This window comes from Alteromonas sp. ABH4_454 (assembly GCF_056311775.1).
Map to the genome: position 1 here is coordinate 1,692,750 of NZ_CM149972.1, position 16,099 is coordinate 1,708,848.

Sequence of the window (16,099 nt, forward strand, 5' to 3'; positions counted from 1 at the left end):
GTTCATTTGTTGCGCGTAATACATTATGGTGCGTCGTCAAAAATAATAATGGACCAGCATTTATGGATTCAACGTCACGCCCTAGCCTGTTTCAGCGCTACATGAATGGCAGTTTGGTACTGCAAATTATCATTGGTATCGTATGTGGTATTGCGATAGCGAGTTTTTCACCGTCTGCCGCCCAATCAGCAGGGCTGTTGGGGAGCTTATTCGTAAAGGCCCTTAAAGCTATAGCGCCTCTATTAGTGTTTGTTTTGGTCATGGCGTCAATCGCTAACCACAAACAAAACGAGCAAACCTTTATCAAACCGGTACTAGTGCTGTATTTATTAGGTACGTTACTGGCTGCACTAACTGCTGTATTAGCAAGCTTTGCTTTTCCCACAAGTTTAAGTTTAGTGACCTCTGACATTAGCCAAGCTGCACCAAAAGGGGTGTCGGAAGTGCTTACCACCTTGCTTTATAACATGGTGGATAACCCAGTGAATGCACTAGTAAATGGAAACTACATCGGTATTCTTACTTGGGCTGTAGGCCTAGGTTTAGGCCTACGACACGCTAGCGAGGCAACGAAAGCCCTGCTGCAAAATATGGCAGATAGCGTAACAACCGTAGTGAGTTTTGTTATCAGGCTTGCGCCATTTGGTATTTTCGGTTTGGTAGCCAACACTATTGCTACAACAGGCTTTAAAGCTTTGCTTGGCTATTCCCATTTATTAACGGTACTCATTGGCGCAATGTTATTTATTGCACTTGTAACCAACCCGCTGTTAGTCTTTTTGGCAACGAAAAAAAATCCGTACCCTCTGGTGTTTAAATGCTTAAAAGAAAGCGGTATCACGGCATTTTTCACCCGTAGCTCTGCCGCCAATATTCCGGTTAACATGGCGTTGTGCAAACGTTTAAAGCTAGATGAAGATACCTACTCGGTATCCATTCCGTTAGGCGCTACCATTAATATGGCTGGGGCTGCGATCACCATCACGGTGCTTACACTAGCTGCGGTTAATACCTTAGGTATTTCTGTAGATTTCCCTACTGCTGTACTGTTAAGCGTTATTGCTGCGGTATCAGCATGCGGAAGTTCAGGTGTTGCTGGCGGTTCGCTATTGCTGATTCCGCTTGCCTGTAGCCTGTTTAATATACCGAATGAAGTGGCTATGCAGGTGGTCGCAGTAGGCTTTATTGTTGGCGTGTTGCAAGACTCTGCTGAAACCGCACTAAATAGCTCCACTGATGTCTTGTTTACCGCCGCTGCGTGTGAAAGGGCAGGCGGCAAGTAAATGTTAAATCGTTAAGTGTGCGAGCTTATTGCATCTACCGCCTCAAAAATTAGCCGTGCAGCCAGCTTTGCTGTACGGCTATCAATATCATAATTCGGGTTCATTTCCGCAATGTCACACAGTCTCCATTGATACCCGTAAGTATTTTGGTGTTGAGCTAAAAAGTGGAGCGTGTTGATAACAAGAGCCGGAGAAATCCCCAATGCACAAGGTGCACTAACACCAGGTGCCTGTGCTGCTGGAAATGCATCTAAACACACTGTGACGTAAAGCTCATCAATGTCTTTTAACATCGGAGATAGCAGCTCATCTATTCGCTGCATACAAAGTGATTCATCACTTAATGCCACGTCGGTTAAAAAGCGCGTGTTAGATGTGTTAGCAAAGTCAAACAGTGCTGGTGTATTGGCTGCTTTCGATACGCCCAAACAGGCATAATGAAACGGTGTGTCGTGTAACTGGCAGTGCTCATACACTTGCCTGAACGGCGTACCTGAACTGGTGTTTGGAGAAGGTTTTCTTAAATCAAAATGGGCGTCGAAATTAATAATACCAATACGGGACGTTTTTGGGCTTGCATTAAAAACGCCTTGATAGCTACCCCATGCAATTTCATGTCCCCCTCCCAGCCCAATGACCAATCCATCATGTTGCTTGAGCGCATAACAAATGGCGTCGGCATATTGGGTTTGTGCTTGGGCTAAGTTCTCTTTAGCGGTAACATTCCCTAGATCAGCCAATCCTGCGCTTGGCCAGTGCCAGGGCAAGTTTGCAAGTGCTTGGCGAATAGCGTTTGGACCCGCGGCTGCACCTACGCGGCCTTTGTTAAATGCCACACCCAAATCACTTTCAAAACCAACAAGAGTAATAGTGTTGGTCAAGGCGCTATCTTCAGCATCCTTAATTTCGTTAACTTTTTGATGCCAGCGCAAGCCTTCAGCACCATCTTCACTGTCTATTCTGCCTTGCCACTTAAACATGTTTACCTTCCTTAAACACCGCAACGGGGCGGTGGCCATTAATACAATAGGCGAGCTCTGCCGGCGTTTCGATATCCCACAGTGTTAAGTCTGCAAGCTTACCTGCTTCAATAACACCTCGGTCGTGCAGCCCAAGTGCGCTCGCCGCGTGTGCAGTGGCGCCGCGTAGCGCTTCTTCTGGCGTAAGTTGAAACAGCACACACCCCATATTTATCGCGGTAAGGATTGAGGCTAACGGTGAGCTGCCAGGGTTAAAGTCTGTCGCTATCGCCATTGGAATATTATGGGCCCGAAGTGCATTTACCGGCGGCTTTTGCACTTCACTTAGATAATAAAACGCGCCCGGAAGTAATACGGCAACAGTACCACTTTGGGCAAGTAAGGGGATATCGCTGTCAGCTAAGTATTCGATATGATCTACCGACAGTGCGCCGTACTTAGCTGCTAGAACTGCACCTTTGCTGTCGCTAAGCTGCTCTACATGAGCTTTAATGGGTAAACCGTGCTGCTGCGCGCAGCTAAACACCCGTTCTGTTTGTGAAGTTGAAAAGCCGATGGTTTCACAAAATACATCAACGGCGTCAGCCAAGTTTTGCGAAGCAATATGAGGCAGTGCCTTGTTGCAAATGAAATCGATATACCCGTCTGGGTCCTCAGTAAATTCATTTGGCAGGGCGTGAGCGCCTAAATAGGTAGATTTAATACTCACAGGAAGGTGTTGTTCAAGAGATTTAGCCACACGTAACATGCGTTCTTCAGTGTCTAAATCTAGCCCGTAACCTGATTTTACTTCAATGGTGGTAACACCTTCTTCGCATAGTCGCTTTGCTCGCTTTATCGCATTGTGAAGCAGAGTGTGTTCATCAGCCCTGCGTGTTTTTTCAACCGTTCCTTTAATGCCACCACCGCGATGCGCTATGTCTACATAACTTGCGCCCTGTAATCGCATTTCAAATTCTTCGGCGCGGCTGCCGCCGTACACTAGATGAGTATGACAATCGATGAAGCCAGGCAATAGCCACGGGTGTTTGGGCGTTGTACCTTCATTTTGCGGAACTAGGGTAGTGGCATTTATTACGCTTTTGGTCTGCTTAAGCACTTCGCTCAGTGAATTATCGCAGGGAATTAGTGCAGCAATTTTGCCGTCTTTTATGGCAATGGCGTGTGGCGGTAATTCGCCATAAGGCTGCTCACTTTCCTGCATAGATGCAATGCGAACGTTGTAAATAAGCGTGTCGTACTGATAACCCATAATGTGCTCAACCCTAAGTCACCTACTGTCTAGCTCTTTGCCTAGTTTTACCCAGTGTTTTCACTGAAACATAGTGCAATTTTAAAAGTCAGTGTACTTGTGCATACTTGTATATACAAGTATGCTGTTATCATATTATTAACAATTTAGTTGTGAACTCACGATATGCAACCTCGATACAGGATTATCAAAACGGCAATTTTGGATGCCATTGAAAGCGGTGAAATGAAGCCGAGTAGTCAGGTGCCTTCAGAAAACCAACTTGCCCAGCAACATGGTGTTAGCCGAATGACAGCGCGGCGTGCGTTAAGTGAGATGGTAGATGAAGGTATCTTAATGCGCAGTCAGGGAATAGGCACTTTTGTGTCAGATAGTCGCCCTATGAGTTCAATGTTAGAAATTAAGAGTATTCGCGATGAAATTGAGAGGCGGGGGCATAGATACACTAACGAGATATTGGTGCTTGAAACTGCGCCTGCCAGTGATGCTATTTCACAGCGCCTAGCCGTTGATGTGGGAGAAACTGTATTTCACAGCATTATTGTCCATTGCGAAAACAACTTGCCTGTTCAGTATGAAGAAAGGTGGGTTAATCCAGCTTGGATTAACGACTACTTAGATAAGGATTTTAAAGCGCAAACCGCAAACTTCTATCTGAACCAAGTCGCGCCGCTTTCTCAGGCGGACCACAGCGTTGAAGCTGTAATTGTTGAAAAAGATATTGCACAAGCGTTACTGATAAAGCCTAAAGAACCTTGCCTAAAGATTACTCGAAGGACATTTTCCCGTGGGACGGGGAATGGAAAAGGGTCAGCCGCTGTGGTTAGCCACGCCGTGCTGCTCCACCCTGGCAGTAGATACCGACTGGGAGGGCACTTGGAGTTTTAAGTGTAAACGCGCCTAAGACGCTAATTCTAAAGGCGCTTTTTATAAAGATACTGATTCTTATAACACTAATATTTCAGTAAAAGAAAAAGATGCCTAGGAGAAGTTTATGAAACGCCTCGACCCTACAAGAGAAATTCGTGCCCCAAGAGGAAATACGTTAAACGCAAAGAGTTGGCAAACCGAAGCGCCGCTTCGCATGTTAATGAATAACCTAGATCCAGAAGTGGCGGAACATCCACAAAACTTGGTAGTTTACGGCGGCATTGGGCGAGCGGCCCGAGATTGGGCGTCATACGACAAAATTGTTGAAGTGCTTAAGCGCTTAAATACTGACGAAACATTGCTTATCCAGTCAGGCAAGCCGGTTGGCGTATTTCCAACCCATGAAAACGCACCTCGCGTGTTAATTGCTAATTCTAACCTTGTTCCGCACTGGGCTAACTGGGAGCACTTTAACGCGCTGGATAAAGAAGGCTTGATGATGTACGGGCAAATGACGGCAGGGTCGTGGATATACATAGGCTCGCAAGGTATTGTGCAAGGCACGTATGAAACCTTCGTGAGCGTGGCCAAAACCCATTTTGACGGCAACGCTAATGGGCGCTGGATTTTAACGGGCGGCTTAGGCGGTATGGGTGGAGCACAGCCACTTGCGGCTACCATGGCTGGCTTTTCAATGGTGGCAGTGGAAGTTGATGAAACCCGCATAGATTTCAGAATTCGAACGGGCTATCTGGACAAAAAAGCGCATTCGTTAGAAGAAGCTATGCGCTTGCTAGATGAGGCTAAACAAGACGGGAAACCCGTTTCAATAGGCTTGCTCGGCAATGCTGCTGAGGTATTTCCCGATGTGCTAGAAAACGGAATAATTCCAGATGTCGTAACCGATCAAACCAGTGCTCACGATCCGCTGAATGGTTATCTACCTGTGGGGTGGACGCTAGATCAAGCCGAGGCGCAGCGTATAAAAGACGAAGCTTGCGTGATTAAAAAAGCGAAAGAGTCGATGGCATTACAGGTTAAAGCCATGCTGGGCTTTCAACAGGCGGGCGCGGCGACGCTCGATTATGGCAACAACATTAGACAAATGGCACTGGAAGAAGGCGTTGAGCATGCTTTTGATTTCCCAGGTTTCGTACCCGCTTATATTCGTCCGCTGTTCTGTCAGGGCATAGGGCCCTTTAGGTGGGCTGCTTTATCTGGCGATCCAGAAGATATCTATAAAACGGACGCTAAAGTTAAAGAGCTTATACCCGATAACCCGCATCTACATAACTGGCTAGATATGGCCAAGGAACGCATTCAGTTCCAAGGCCTGCCTGCGCGTATTTGCTGGGTTGGACTAGGTGAAAGACAAAAGCTTGGGCTTGCCTTTAACGAAATGGTGCGCAGTGGTGAGCTAAGTGCACCAGTAGTGATTGGTCGAGATCATCTCGACTCTGGTTCGGTAGCGTCACCAAATAGAGAAACTGAAGCCATGCTCGATGGTTCAGATGCGGTTTCGGACTGGCCGTTATTAAACGCGCTATTAAACACAGCGGGTGGTGCAACTTGGGTAAGCCTTCATCATGGCGGTGGTGTAGGAATGGGCTTCAGCCAACACTCAGGCGTGGTTATCGTTTGTGACGGTACTAATGCAGCGGCCGAACGTATAGCTCGGGTACTTCATAACGACCCCGCCACAGGCGTCATGCGTCATGCCGATGCAGGCTATGACATTGCAAAAGATTGTGCGGACAAACATAACCTTGACCTTCCTATGGTAAATTCCGTGGCTAATAATCGAGGGGCTGGCAATGAAGGTTCAAATTATAGTTCACTCCAAAATAGCTCACACCAAAGCTTACACGGGGAGGCGTAATCATGTCCCAGATGTCTTTTTTCACTGAGCAAGACGGTATTAAAAAGTTAGTGCTGGTGCCTGGCACACTGACCCTAGAACAGTTAAGAGAAGTGCATCGAAACCATATTCACTTGTCGCTGGTGGAAAGTGCGATACCTGCCGTAAACGCTGCCGAGCAAGTTGTGTTGAACGTCATAGAAGAAAACCGAACCGTGTACGGCATTAACACTGGCTTTGGGTTATTGGCTAATACACGAATTGATGTCGATGAATTGGAGTTATTGCAGCGCAGTATAGTACTTTCTCATGCGGCCGGTACCGGTGACTTTATGCAAGAAGATACAGTGCGTTTACTTATGCTGCTAAAGATTAATTCGCTAGCACGGGGTTTTTCGGGCATTCGGTTGAGTGTGATAGAGGCGCTGATTACTTTATTTAACGCACAGGTTTACCCTGCCATTCCTGAAAAAGGTTCGGTAGGGGCTAGTGGAGACTTAGCGCCTTTAGCACACATGAGTGTGGTGCTTTTAGGAGAAGGAGAAGCCTTCTACAAAGGAGAACGTATAAGTGCAGCCAAAGCATTAGAAATAGCGGGCATGGAGCCAATTGCGCTGGCACCCAAAGAAGGCTTAGCACTGTTAAACGGTACACAGGCATCAACAGCGTTTGCACTTCAGGGGTTATTTTACACTGAAAATGCACTTCATAGTGCTATCGGTGTTGGTGCGCTTACGGTCGAAGCCGCGTTAGGCTCTCGCGTGCCATTCGACGCGCGCATTCACGAAGTGCGCGGCCATAAAAGCCAGTGCGATGTAGCCTCGGCTTTTAGAGCATTGCTAGATACCTCAGAGATTGGCAATTCACATCAAAGGTGTGAAAAAGTGCAAGATCCGTATTCATTGCGCTGCCAGCCTCAAGTGATGGGAGCCTGTTTACAGCAAATGCGCTACGCTCAAGATATTCTAGTGACTGAAGCAAATGGCGTTAGCGATAACCCGTTAGTTTTTGTTGAAACTAGTGATGGCTCAAATGTTGGCGATGCTACCGCTGGCGATATTTTGTCTGGCGGAAACTTTCATGCGGAAACAGTGGCGATGGCAGCAGACATGTTAGCTATTGCGCTGTCTGAAATTGGCGCGCTGTCAGAGCGTAGGATGTCGCTAATGATAGATACTCACTTAAGCGGCTTGCCGCCATTTTTGGTTGAAAACGGTGGTGTAAACTCAGGGTTTATGATTGCGCAGGTGACCTGTGCGGCACTTGCTAGTGAAAATAAAACCTTGGCGCACCCAGCATCCATCGATTCTTTGCCTACGTCTGCTAACCAAGAAGATCACGTGTCTATGGCTACATTTGCGGCAAGGCGATTAAGAGACATTTTTGACAACGTAGCGGGCATTTTAGCCATTGAATGGTTAGCGGCCTGCCAAGGTTTAGATTTTAGAAAACCGTTAACAACGAGTGAAAAGCTGCAGGAATTAATGCAGTTGCTAAGAAAGCAAGTGCCTTTTTACGACAAAGATCGCTATTTCGCGCCGGACATTGAAAAAGCCAAGCAACTTATAAAACAGCATGCGCTTATGGATAAAATACAGCTAAACCTGTTAGGCTAAAATGATCACAGACTCGGTAATTCGAGTAGGTACATAAAAGGTTATAATTAGCATAGAGGCGATAAAGGTATGAAAACAAGCGGACGTTGGGTGAAGCTCAAAAAACACCGTGCTTTTTTAAATAGGATTTCAATAAAAAGCAGCGCTTTCAAAGGTTCTGTACTTGGGCTACTCACTGCTTCGCTTTTTACGCTAGCAGGCTGTAGTGATAGCGAAGTTGGCGACGTGTCGCTTGGCCTCTTTACCACAAAAGACATCAAAATTGATGCGCTTCAAGACCCTGTTGTCACCGGCGTTACCTGTCATATTTCAAGTATTGAAGCGAATTTAGATTTGTCTGATCCGTCAGACAGTTCTATTGCGTGCAAACAAACCGGTCCAATCACAGAAGAGATGCTAGAGGCTATTGATAAGTCAGATTCCGGTGAAGTGATATTCAAAAAATCTAAAAGCGTGTTTTTCAAAAATATGAAGATTCGACGGATTTATGATGCAGACTCGAAAACTCTGATTTACTTGTCTTACAGCACTAAAGAAACATCAGGAAGTTACAAACATAGCTTGTCTACCGTTCCCCTGTGGGAGACGCTTGCCTTCAAAAAATCGACGTAGATACTATCGTGTAAATAACGCGAATGCCCTCAAAAGTGAGGGCATTTTTAATGGTGTTCATAGCTTTCAAGGCTAAGCGTGATAGCGTTTATAAACTAGTACAGGAAGCTCAGCTATGAAACTTTACACGACTGTAGTGAAAGGTGGCAATCGCTTAGAAAAAGCGCGTGTAAACCAGCATGGCACTTAATGCGGTGTCATCGTCGGTTAGCGGGCTATCACTAATGCTATCGTCAAAGAAAGTTGCGCCAACCTCTAAACGGGTCATTCCGCCTAGAAACTGGCGGGTAGAAACAGCGACACGTATTTCTGTATTAAGCGCGCTATCACCGTTATATGTGTTTCGAAACGCAGTAGCTTCCTCGGGGCGCACACCGTAATAGTAGTCGACATAATTACTGTCTTGGTAGGTAACGCCGACCGATGGCTCTATCATGAAGTTATCTACTCTAAATTGTTTGCCTATTCGAGCTGACGCTTGGTAGCCGTCGAACTTACCCAGAATATCCGCATTGGTTGACAATGAATATACCCAGCTGCCCGCATTATAGTTGAGGCCAACGCCAGCCGCGTAACTAAAGTCTCTATCTTCCATACCGGTAAACACGGCGCTGTCATCTTCTTCATAACCTGCAAATACCGGCACAAGTTGGGCATCAAGAGTGAAGCCCTTTTCTCTAAACAACTCGTAACCTATGAATGGTCCGTACACCCTAAGCTTTTCACCTGTATAGCCAATAATAGGTATAGGCACAATGCGGTTATCAAAGTCGGTATAAACGTCTTGAGATGCGGCAACACCAAAACCCCACATCCAGCCTTGAGGCTGTTGTGGTCTTGCTGACTGCTGTGCAGAAACGGTGGAGGAGAACGCGAGTAATGTTGACAGGCTTACTGAGCCTAAACACTTTAATAGAGTCATTAATTAATTTCCTTTTTAATCACAATACAGCCTAAACTTCAGGTTCGATCAATTCTTTGCCCGCTCTTCACATACGGTGTTTATTCAAAGGTGTAACCCAAAAGGGCTATATCTTTTTCAAAGCGGGTAGTTAGTAGGCCAACTAACCCCGTTTACAAATCGCAGCGGTAATCATCTCTATTGTTAGCTTTTCTTTTATGAAAAATGAAATCACTGGAAGCAGTGTGAAGGTTGTTTGTTACAGGTAAATTTAAAGCGATTTGGAAAATTAAACTGTGCGTGAGAATGCTTAAAGTAACTTTCTATCGATAGAGAAGATTGCTTGTAATAAACTGAGAAGAGGTTTAGTGCAAAACCAGAATAGTCTAAATTCAGTATTAAGCTCATTAGCTTTGAAATAGGGAAGTGTTATGAAGTTTGTGACAAAGTTTAGTGTGCTGGTTGCCATATCAATGCTGGCAACAGGATGTGTAACGCAAAGAGGTGTGGATCCAGGTGAAAGTGTTCCTACCGAGATTAATGTCGATAAATCAAGTTCAGGTGATCAAACAAACAATGATGCGGTAGATAAGAAGGTTGATGATTCAGAGCAAGAAAGCGAGGCCGAAGCCGATGAAGCTAAAGAACCGATAGAAGCACCGAAGCAAAAGATAGGGGTTTTCATCAATGCTAATGAATTCCCATCGCACACCCATGTAGGTACGACTAAGTTTAATAACTTCACGAAAGAGTATTCATACGACTGGCAGATAGCATCTACGCTTTTTACTAAACTTAAAACAGCAATAGAGCAGTCAAGCCGATTTGAAGTAGTTGATGTGTCACCCAAAGTTAAAGGAGCATGGCAACTAGATTTCGTGGTGAAGCAAGATAGCAATTGGTCTTTTAATGAAAACCAAAATGCACTTAGAAAGTCGCTGTTAGCTGACGGTGTTACAAAAATTATTATTGTTCAAGAGGCACCAACAGTAGCCATCACAGAATGCGGTACTTATGGTTGCTCAGAACATCAAAGTGAAGGGTTCGGCCTATTTACTCGGAGCTTTTTGGGAACCGATTATTACATCGCCTCCGCAAGTTTTGATATAACTATCGAAAGCTTGGACAAGCCCGTAGACATTGTTTCGAAACCTTTGTTTAAAGAGTTACAAGATGACGCCATGAAGAACGTGCGCATTGAAGAATTTGTCCCACCTGAAGACTTTGATGAAGTTACAGAAAAAGAACTAGCGCCTATTAAAAATTCAATAATGAGCTATTTTGAACGTTTAGCTGAAACGGCGGCTAAGTATTTTTCCAATCAATAAGTTTCAAAAAAACAAAAAACGGGCACTTAATTAAGTGCCCGTTTTTTTAGGTTTACCATCAAAACCTTAAAGGTGTGTAGGTGACGTTAGTGGCGCGTACGCGTTTTTTATGCGTTTTCTTTATGCGCCAAAAACTCTTCATAGTTGCCATCGAAGTGATTCAGACTGTTTGTCTTTTATCTCTATAATTTGTGTCGCCAGCGATGAAACAAACTCGCGATCGTGACTAACGAAAATAACCGTACCGTCAAACTTGTAGAGTGCATTGTTCAGCGCTTCAATCGATTCCATGTCCATGTGGTTGGTAGGCTCGTCCATTACCAATACGTTGATGTCTTCAAGCATAAGCTTTCCGAACAATAAACGGTTTTTCTCACCACCAGAACATACCTGAACACGTTTATTGAAATCATCAGAAGTAAACAATAAACGGCCTAACATGCCCTTAATTTGCAGGTCGTCATGTTTCGGACTGCGCCATTGGCTCATCCACTCAAACATAGTGATATCTTCAGCAAAGTATTTGGCGTTGTCCTGTGGAATGTAGCCAATTGCGGCATTTTCTGCCCACTTATAGCTACCAGCGGTAGGCTCAATGTCATTCACTAGGCATTTTAAAAGCGTAGTTTTACCTGCGCCGTTTTCACCGATGATGGCTAGGCGCTGCCCCGCTTCCAACAATAAGTTAGCATTGTCGAATAACGGAAGGTCTGGATAGCTATGGCCTAAATCTTCAAGGGTAATTGCAAGGCGGTGAAGTTTTTTATGCTGCTTAAATACAATATAAGGCTTACGACGGCTAGACGCTTTTACTTCAGCTAGCTCAATCTTCTCAAGGCGACGTGCGCGCGAAGTAGCTTGTTTAGCTTTCGATGCGTTGGCAGAGAATCGCGCTACAAAGCTCTGCAACTCTTCAATTTCGGCTGATTTTTTAGCATTTTCTGCATGAAGCTGCTCTTGAACTAGCATGGCTGCCTGAATGTAATCATCGTAGTTACCTGGGTAAACACGCAGTTCACCATAATCGATATCGGCCATATGTGTGCACACAGAATTTAGGAAGTGTCTGTCGTGCGAAATAATAAGCATGGTCGACTTACGCTTATTAAGTTCTTCTGCAAGCCAACTGATGGTGTAAATATCCAAGTTGTTAGTTGGTTCGTCTAGAAGCAGAATATCAGGCTCGGCAAATAGGGCTTGGGCTAAAAGTACACGTACTTTTTTACCTGGGGCCACTTCCTTCATCAAACCGAAGTGATAGTCTTCGTCGATACCGGCAGATGTAAGTATTTCACCAGCGCGGGCTTCAACTGTATAGCCATCCATTTCGGCAAACTGAGTTTCTAAGTCTGCCACGCGCATACCATCTTCTTCACTCATTTCAGCCTTGCTGTAAATGGCGTCACGCTCTTGTTTAACCTCCCATAATTCACGGTCACCCATGATCACGGTGTCAACCACACTGTATTCTTCGAACGCAAATTGGTCCTGACTTAATATACCTAGTTTCGTACCCGGTGCCATTGAGACGTTGCCCGAGGTTGGCGTAAGTTTACCGCTTAAAATTTTCATAAAGGTAGACTTACCACAACCGTTAGCGCCTATCAGGCCGTATCGGTTGCCGTTGCCGAATTTTGCGGAAATATTTTCAAATAATGGCTTAGAGCCAAACTGCATTGTGATATTTGCGGTGGTAATCAAAACAGGTATCCAAAGGGTGGTGAAAGAGTCTAGCGTCTGTGAGTACAAAACTCATACAAATGACGATGGCCGCGCACTATAAGGAAAAGGGCGTGGGATGTCGAGCCTTATCGGTGTTGCTTTCTGTTAATGCTTAGCATTTTGCAAAGCGAAATTATAAAAGTGGTAGACGTTGAAGCTGAATGAGTTTTTGTTGCTCATATTAAATCTCGGAATATCAACGAATTAAGCCGATTTGCTGTAAGTGGCATCATTATTGATAACAATTAAAAACTGGAGGCGCCTATTATGTTAAATCTTATCGATATTATTCGATGTTTTATTCATCATCGAGGTTACAGTAGTCATGGCATTTCTTTTATTGATAATCAAACTGGCTTTTTAGAATGCATGATAGCCGAAAATAGACTTCTAAATGCTTTGCCTCAAATCGATGTCGCGTTGAATAACCTTAGCAAAAAAGTAGGGGGAGGAGCGCTAGTTATCAGTAGAAGCCGTTCTTCTTTGCGTGTTTCGTTTAACGGTAAAGTTATATCGCGTTTTGACAGAGAAATCGTATATCGCGTGCCGTTCCCTGCTAAGACAGAGCTGTCTCAAATAGAATTAGGTCTTAGAACTATTGATGATGTTCAGCGTTATAGCGACTTTCGTATGGGAAATAGCCGATGGAAATGGCGCTGGTCCAACGAATCTAATTGCAGTGCGTCGACAATACAGGTCTATCCCATCAGTAGTATTTCTCAAGCGCTAAAAGAAAACCCCACAGCCCCAAAAGCTTACTTTCCTTTTCTAAATTGCGAAATTGAACTCATTTTGCAGACCTTGAAGCGCAAACAACTTTCTGTACTGGTAGCAGATGATAGTCCAGCGAGCCTCGGTGCGACCGCAGCGATGTTAAAAAGCCTTGGCGTGGACGTGTTTACTGCCAAAGATGGAAAAGAGGCACTATCTCTTGCCATGTCTCATCATTTTGACGTCCTACTTTTGGACGAAAAAATGCCGGAATTGTACGGCAGTGATGTTATCAGTAAAGTACAAAAGACGGGACCAAATGTGGCTGCCGCCAAAGTTATCTTATCTGGAATTGCAAATTCAAAAGAAATCGCACATGTCGTCAAAAAAGGCGCTGACAAAATGATATCTAAGCCGGTATCAAAATTAGTTTTAAAGCGATTGGTACAAGAGTTTATTGAAGAGCGTCGTTTAGTAAAACTTACCCCACTATAGTTACTTGTGAAATTATCTCGGGCTTAGGAGCATGCTAATGCCTAAAATGACAGACAGAATTCTTCTTCATATGTTGGCGTTGTCGGGTCAGCAAATGGTTATTTGTAGTGCCAACGGGGATGTTGTCGATTGCAGTTTACTCATTGCGCGAAAAGTCGGGCTCTCAACGTCAAAGCTAATAGGCCGGTCGTTTTTCAGTTTTGCTAAAGTTGAAGGTGCCTACCTTCCAGAATTGTGTGAACTAGTTCCTGATAACACACCACAAGAGGTTATATTACAGTTATCGTCTAAAGGCGCCACGCCTGATATTTATGAGTGCAAGATAGTAAAGAGTAATGGCTTTTTAGGCTTTTTTCTTGCCGTACAAAGCGATATCCATGAAAGTGCTGAGAAAGGGGCTCATCAGTATGTGATAGAAAGTGGCTATCGCTTTTTCTCTGACATTGTTAGTGAAGTTATCTTGCGCGTAACGCGAAAGGGAGAGATTCTATTTTCCAGCAAGGAATGGGTGCGTAACATTAATTATAACGGCGCAACCAATATCTTTAGTGTAATCGCCGAGCCCTTTAAAGCAGATGTCGCATCCGCGTTAATTGCTGGTAAGCCCCACAAATTAGATATCCAAGTGCTGACCAAAGAAAATGAACTGTGTTGGTTTGAGTTATCAGTAGAAGATATGTCAACTCAAAGTCAAATAAACAAAGCTCGTGCGTCAATCCCATATGAGCAAGATTACTGCGTTATAAAACTCCATAACATCAATCAACGTATTTTAAATACTATGGCGCTAGAGGAGGAAAAAAAGCGCGCTGAGGCATTGGCGCAAACTAAAACGCGATTTATGGCGAGTATTAGCCATGAAATTAGAACACCACTAAATGCAATACTTGGAGCATCAGAGCTACTTAGTGATTCAGGGCTAACACCTGACCAAGCGGAATTTTCTCACCTCATACAGGTAAGCGGAAAATCATTACTCAACATCGTAGATGATGTTTTATTTTACTCCCGCAGTGAAGAGCGAGGCATAGAGTTGAGTAACGAGCGCTTTTCTCTGATAGACAGCATAGAGCATGTATTCTCAGTAGTAGAATCTCTTGCTTTTAAAAAGCAACTTTCACTTGTTTGTGACATCACCTCGACATGTCCCCTTTACTTCTTAGGTGACGAAAATAGGTTTAAACAAATTATTCTAAACTTAGTCACTAACGCCATTAAATTTACCGACAAGGGATGGGTACTTGTGAGGTGCAGTATCAATGAGAACTTAATTGTAGAAATTGAAGATACTGGACTGGGTATAGACAGCAATTATATCAACACACTCTTTAAGCCCTTTGTACAAGGTGATAATTCAATTAAGCGACGTGTGGGAGGAAGTGGGTTGGGACTGGCGATTTGCCATCAAATTGTTACCGCTATGAAAGGGAGCATAACTGTCCGCTCCAAAGTTAATGAAGGTAGTTGCTTTAGCTTGTCTTTACCGTTTGAGAAAGTTTGCGAAGCAAAGCCTAAAAAAGAGACAACTGAAATAAGCTTTGTCATATGCTGTGAAATTAAACCTATAGCCGATGCCCTCTTTAATTTTATAACTCGTGCGGGTCACACTGTTGAGTTCGAACATAGTTCCGATCTAAATATAAACACCCACTATAAAAACACACACTTTATTTTTCACTGTGGAGGGAGCCAAGCCCTGGCATTTGCTCAGCAGCTTTCACAGGATAACCTAGTGCTTTTTATTAATAGCAAACGTGATACTTCTTTCGAAAAAGATTTAAGGGAAAATGTTCACTTTGTAGAAGGACCAATTACGCCCTTTTTATTGGGAAAAGCTCACCAAAAATTTGAAGAAGAACTGCGTGATTTTGGCTTACAAGCATACGCTAACTATAAACTGCATGACGTAAAAAACACAGTAAGCCGCGACTATAATGGAGTAGCAATACTTCTTGTTGAAGATAATGTAAATAACCAGTTCGTTGCTTGCCAGTTTCTAGAAAAATATAACTGTAAGGTGACAATTGCCGAGAATGGTCTAGAAGCGTTAGAGCATATGCGACAAGCTGTATTTGAGTTAGTACTAATGGATATTCATATGCCAATTATGGATGGAATTGAAGCAACGAGGGTTATACGCGGGCAGGCAAAATATGCCGCACTGCCAATTGTTGCTGTTACTGCCAATGCGTTAGAAGGCGATAAAGAGATGTTTCTTCAAATTGGAATGAACGACTATCTCCCCAAACCAATAAAGATAGAATCGTTAGTTGCTGTGCTAGATAAATATGTGGGCACACGCAATCAAGCAAGAATGAAAAGCGAGCATATTGAAAACGCTAACCTTTGGGTTTCAAGTCTTCTTAATCGCTAAATGCTTTGCATTTTGCAAATCATTTATCTCCCAATATTCACTCTCCTCGGAAATAGAGTTATTTACCTGAATAACTTCAATTGGTTAGCGTTTTGTT

11 protein-coding genes and 1 pseudogene are annotated in these 16,099 nt (G+C 44.0%); 8 read left to right on the forward strand and 4 right to left on the reverse strand.

Annotation, left to right across the window (positions count from 1 at the left end; all coding sequences use genetic code 11):
• Positions 1 to 62: 62 nt before the first annotated feature.
• A complete protein-coding gene (sstT, locus tag ACYX4W_RS07415; protein WP_476075138.1) occupies positions 63 to 1,283 on the forward strand; it encodes a serine/threonine transporter SstT in 1,221 nt (406 codons plus the stop codon).
• Between the two features lie 11 nt (positions 1,284 to 1,294).
• Here the strand turns inward: sstT and hutG are convergent, their stop codons facing one another.
• Positions 1,295 to 2,263, reverse strand: a complete 969-nt coding sequence (gene hutG / locus ACYX4W_RS07420) for a formimidoylglutamase (protein WP_476075139.1) — start codon at positions 2,261 to 2,263, stop codon at positions 1,295 to 1,297.
• Positions 2,256 to 3,515 carry an imidazolonepropionase gene (gene hutI, locus ACYX4W_RS07425; protein ID WP_476075140.1) on the reverse strand — a complete coding sequence of 420 codons (1,260 nt, stop codon included), beginning with the start codon at positions 3,513 to 3,515 and terminating at the stop codon, positions 2,256 to 2,258. The genes hutG and hutI overlap by 8 nt, the downstream gene beginning before the upstream one ends.
• 165 nt (positions 3,516 to 3,680) lie before the next feature.
• Here hutI and hutC point away from each other — a divergent pair, with 165 nt between their 5' ends.
• The 4 genes from hutC to ACYX4W_RS07445 all read left to right on the forward strand — a co-directional run bounded on the left by hutC (position 3,681) and on the right by ACYX4W_RS07445 (position 8,471).
• Positions 3,681 to 4,403 (forward strand): histidine utilization repressor, encoded by a 723-nt coding sequence (hutC, locus tag ACYX4W_RS07430; RefSeq protein ID WP_476075141.1) that lies wholly within the window; start codon positions 3,681 to 3,683, stop codon positions 4,401 to 4,403.
• Positions 4,404 to 4,509: 106 nt separating this feature from the next.
• Entirely contained in the window at positions 4,510 to 6,264 is a 1,755-nt protein-coding gene (gene hutU, locus ACYX4W_RS07435) for a urocanate hydratase (protein ID WP_476075142.1), read from the forward strand.
• Positions 6,265 to 6,266: 2 nt separating this feature from the next.
• Positions 6,267 to 7,859: a histidine ammonia-lyase gene (gene hutH / locus ACYX4W_RS07440; RefSeq protein WP_476075143.1), complete on the forward strand. Its 1,593-nt coding sequence runs from the start codon at positions 6,267 to 6,269 to the stop codon at positions 7,857 to 7,859.
• A gap of 69 nt (positions 7,860 to 7,928) precedes the next feature.
• Positions 7,929 to 8,471: a CreA family protein gene (locus ACYX4W_RS07445; RefSeq protein ID WP_476075144.1), complete on the forward strand. Its 543-nt coding sequence runs from the start codon at positions 7,929 to 7,931 to the stop codon at positions 8,469 to 8,471.
• Between the two features lie 154 nt (positions 8,472 to 8,625).
• On the opposite strand, the gene ACYX4W_RS07450 is transcribed toward ACYX4W_RS07445, so the two are convergent.
• Positions 8,626 to 9,393, reverse strand: coding sequence for a MipA/OmpV family protein (locus tag ACYX4W_RS07450; RefSeq protein ID WP_476075145.1), 768 nt, complete (start codon positions 9,391 to 9,393; stop codon positions 8,626 to 8,628).
• Between the two features lie 410 nt (positions 9,394 to 9,803).
• On the opposite strand from ACYX4W_RS07450, the gene ACYX4W_RS07455 reads away from it, so the two are divergent.
• Positions 9,804 to 10,700: a hypothetical protein gene (locus ACYX4W_RS07455; RefSeq protein WP_476075146.1), complete on the forward strand. Its 897-nt coding sequence runs from the start codon at positions 9,804 to 9,806 to the stop codon at positions 10,698 to 10,700.
• A gap of 107 nt (positions 10,701 to 10,807) precedes the next feature.
• Here ACYX4W_RS07455 and ACYX4W_RS07460 read toward each other — a convergent pair.
• A pseudogene (locus ACYX4W_RS07460) lies at positions 10,808 to 12,401 on the reverse strand (ABC-F family ATPase).
• Positions 12,402 to 12,689: 288 nt separating this feature from the next.
• Between ACYX4W_RS07460 and ACYX4W_RS07465 the strand changes: the two are divergent.
• Together ACYX4W_RS07465 and ACYX4W_RS07470 are read left to right on the forward strand one after the other, a co-directional pair.
• Entirely contained in the window at positions 12,690 to 13,628 is a 939-nt protein-coding gene (locus tag ACYX4W_RS07465; RefSeq protein WP_474853824.1) for a response regulator, read from the forward strand.
• 37 nt (positions 13,629 to 13,665) lie between these two features.
• A complete protein-coding gene (locus tag ACYX4W_RS07470) occupies positions 13,666 to 16,002 on the forward strand; it encodes an ATP-binding protein (RefSeq protein WP_476075147.1) in 2,337 nt (778 codons plus the stop codon).
• The last annotated feature ends 97 nt before the right edge of the window (positions 16,003 to 16,099 follow it).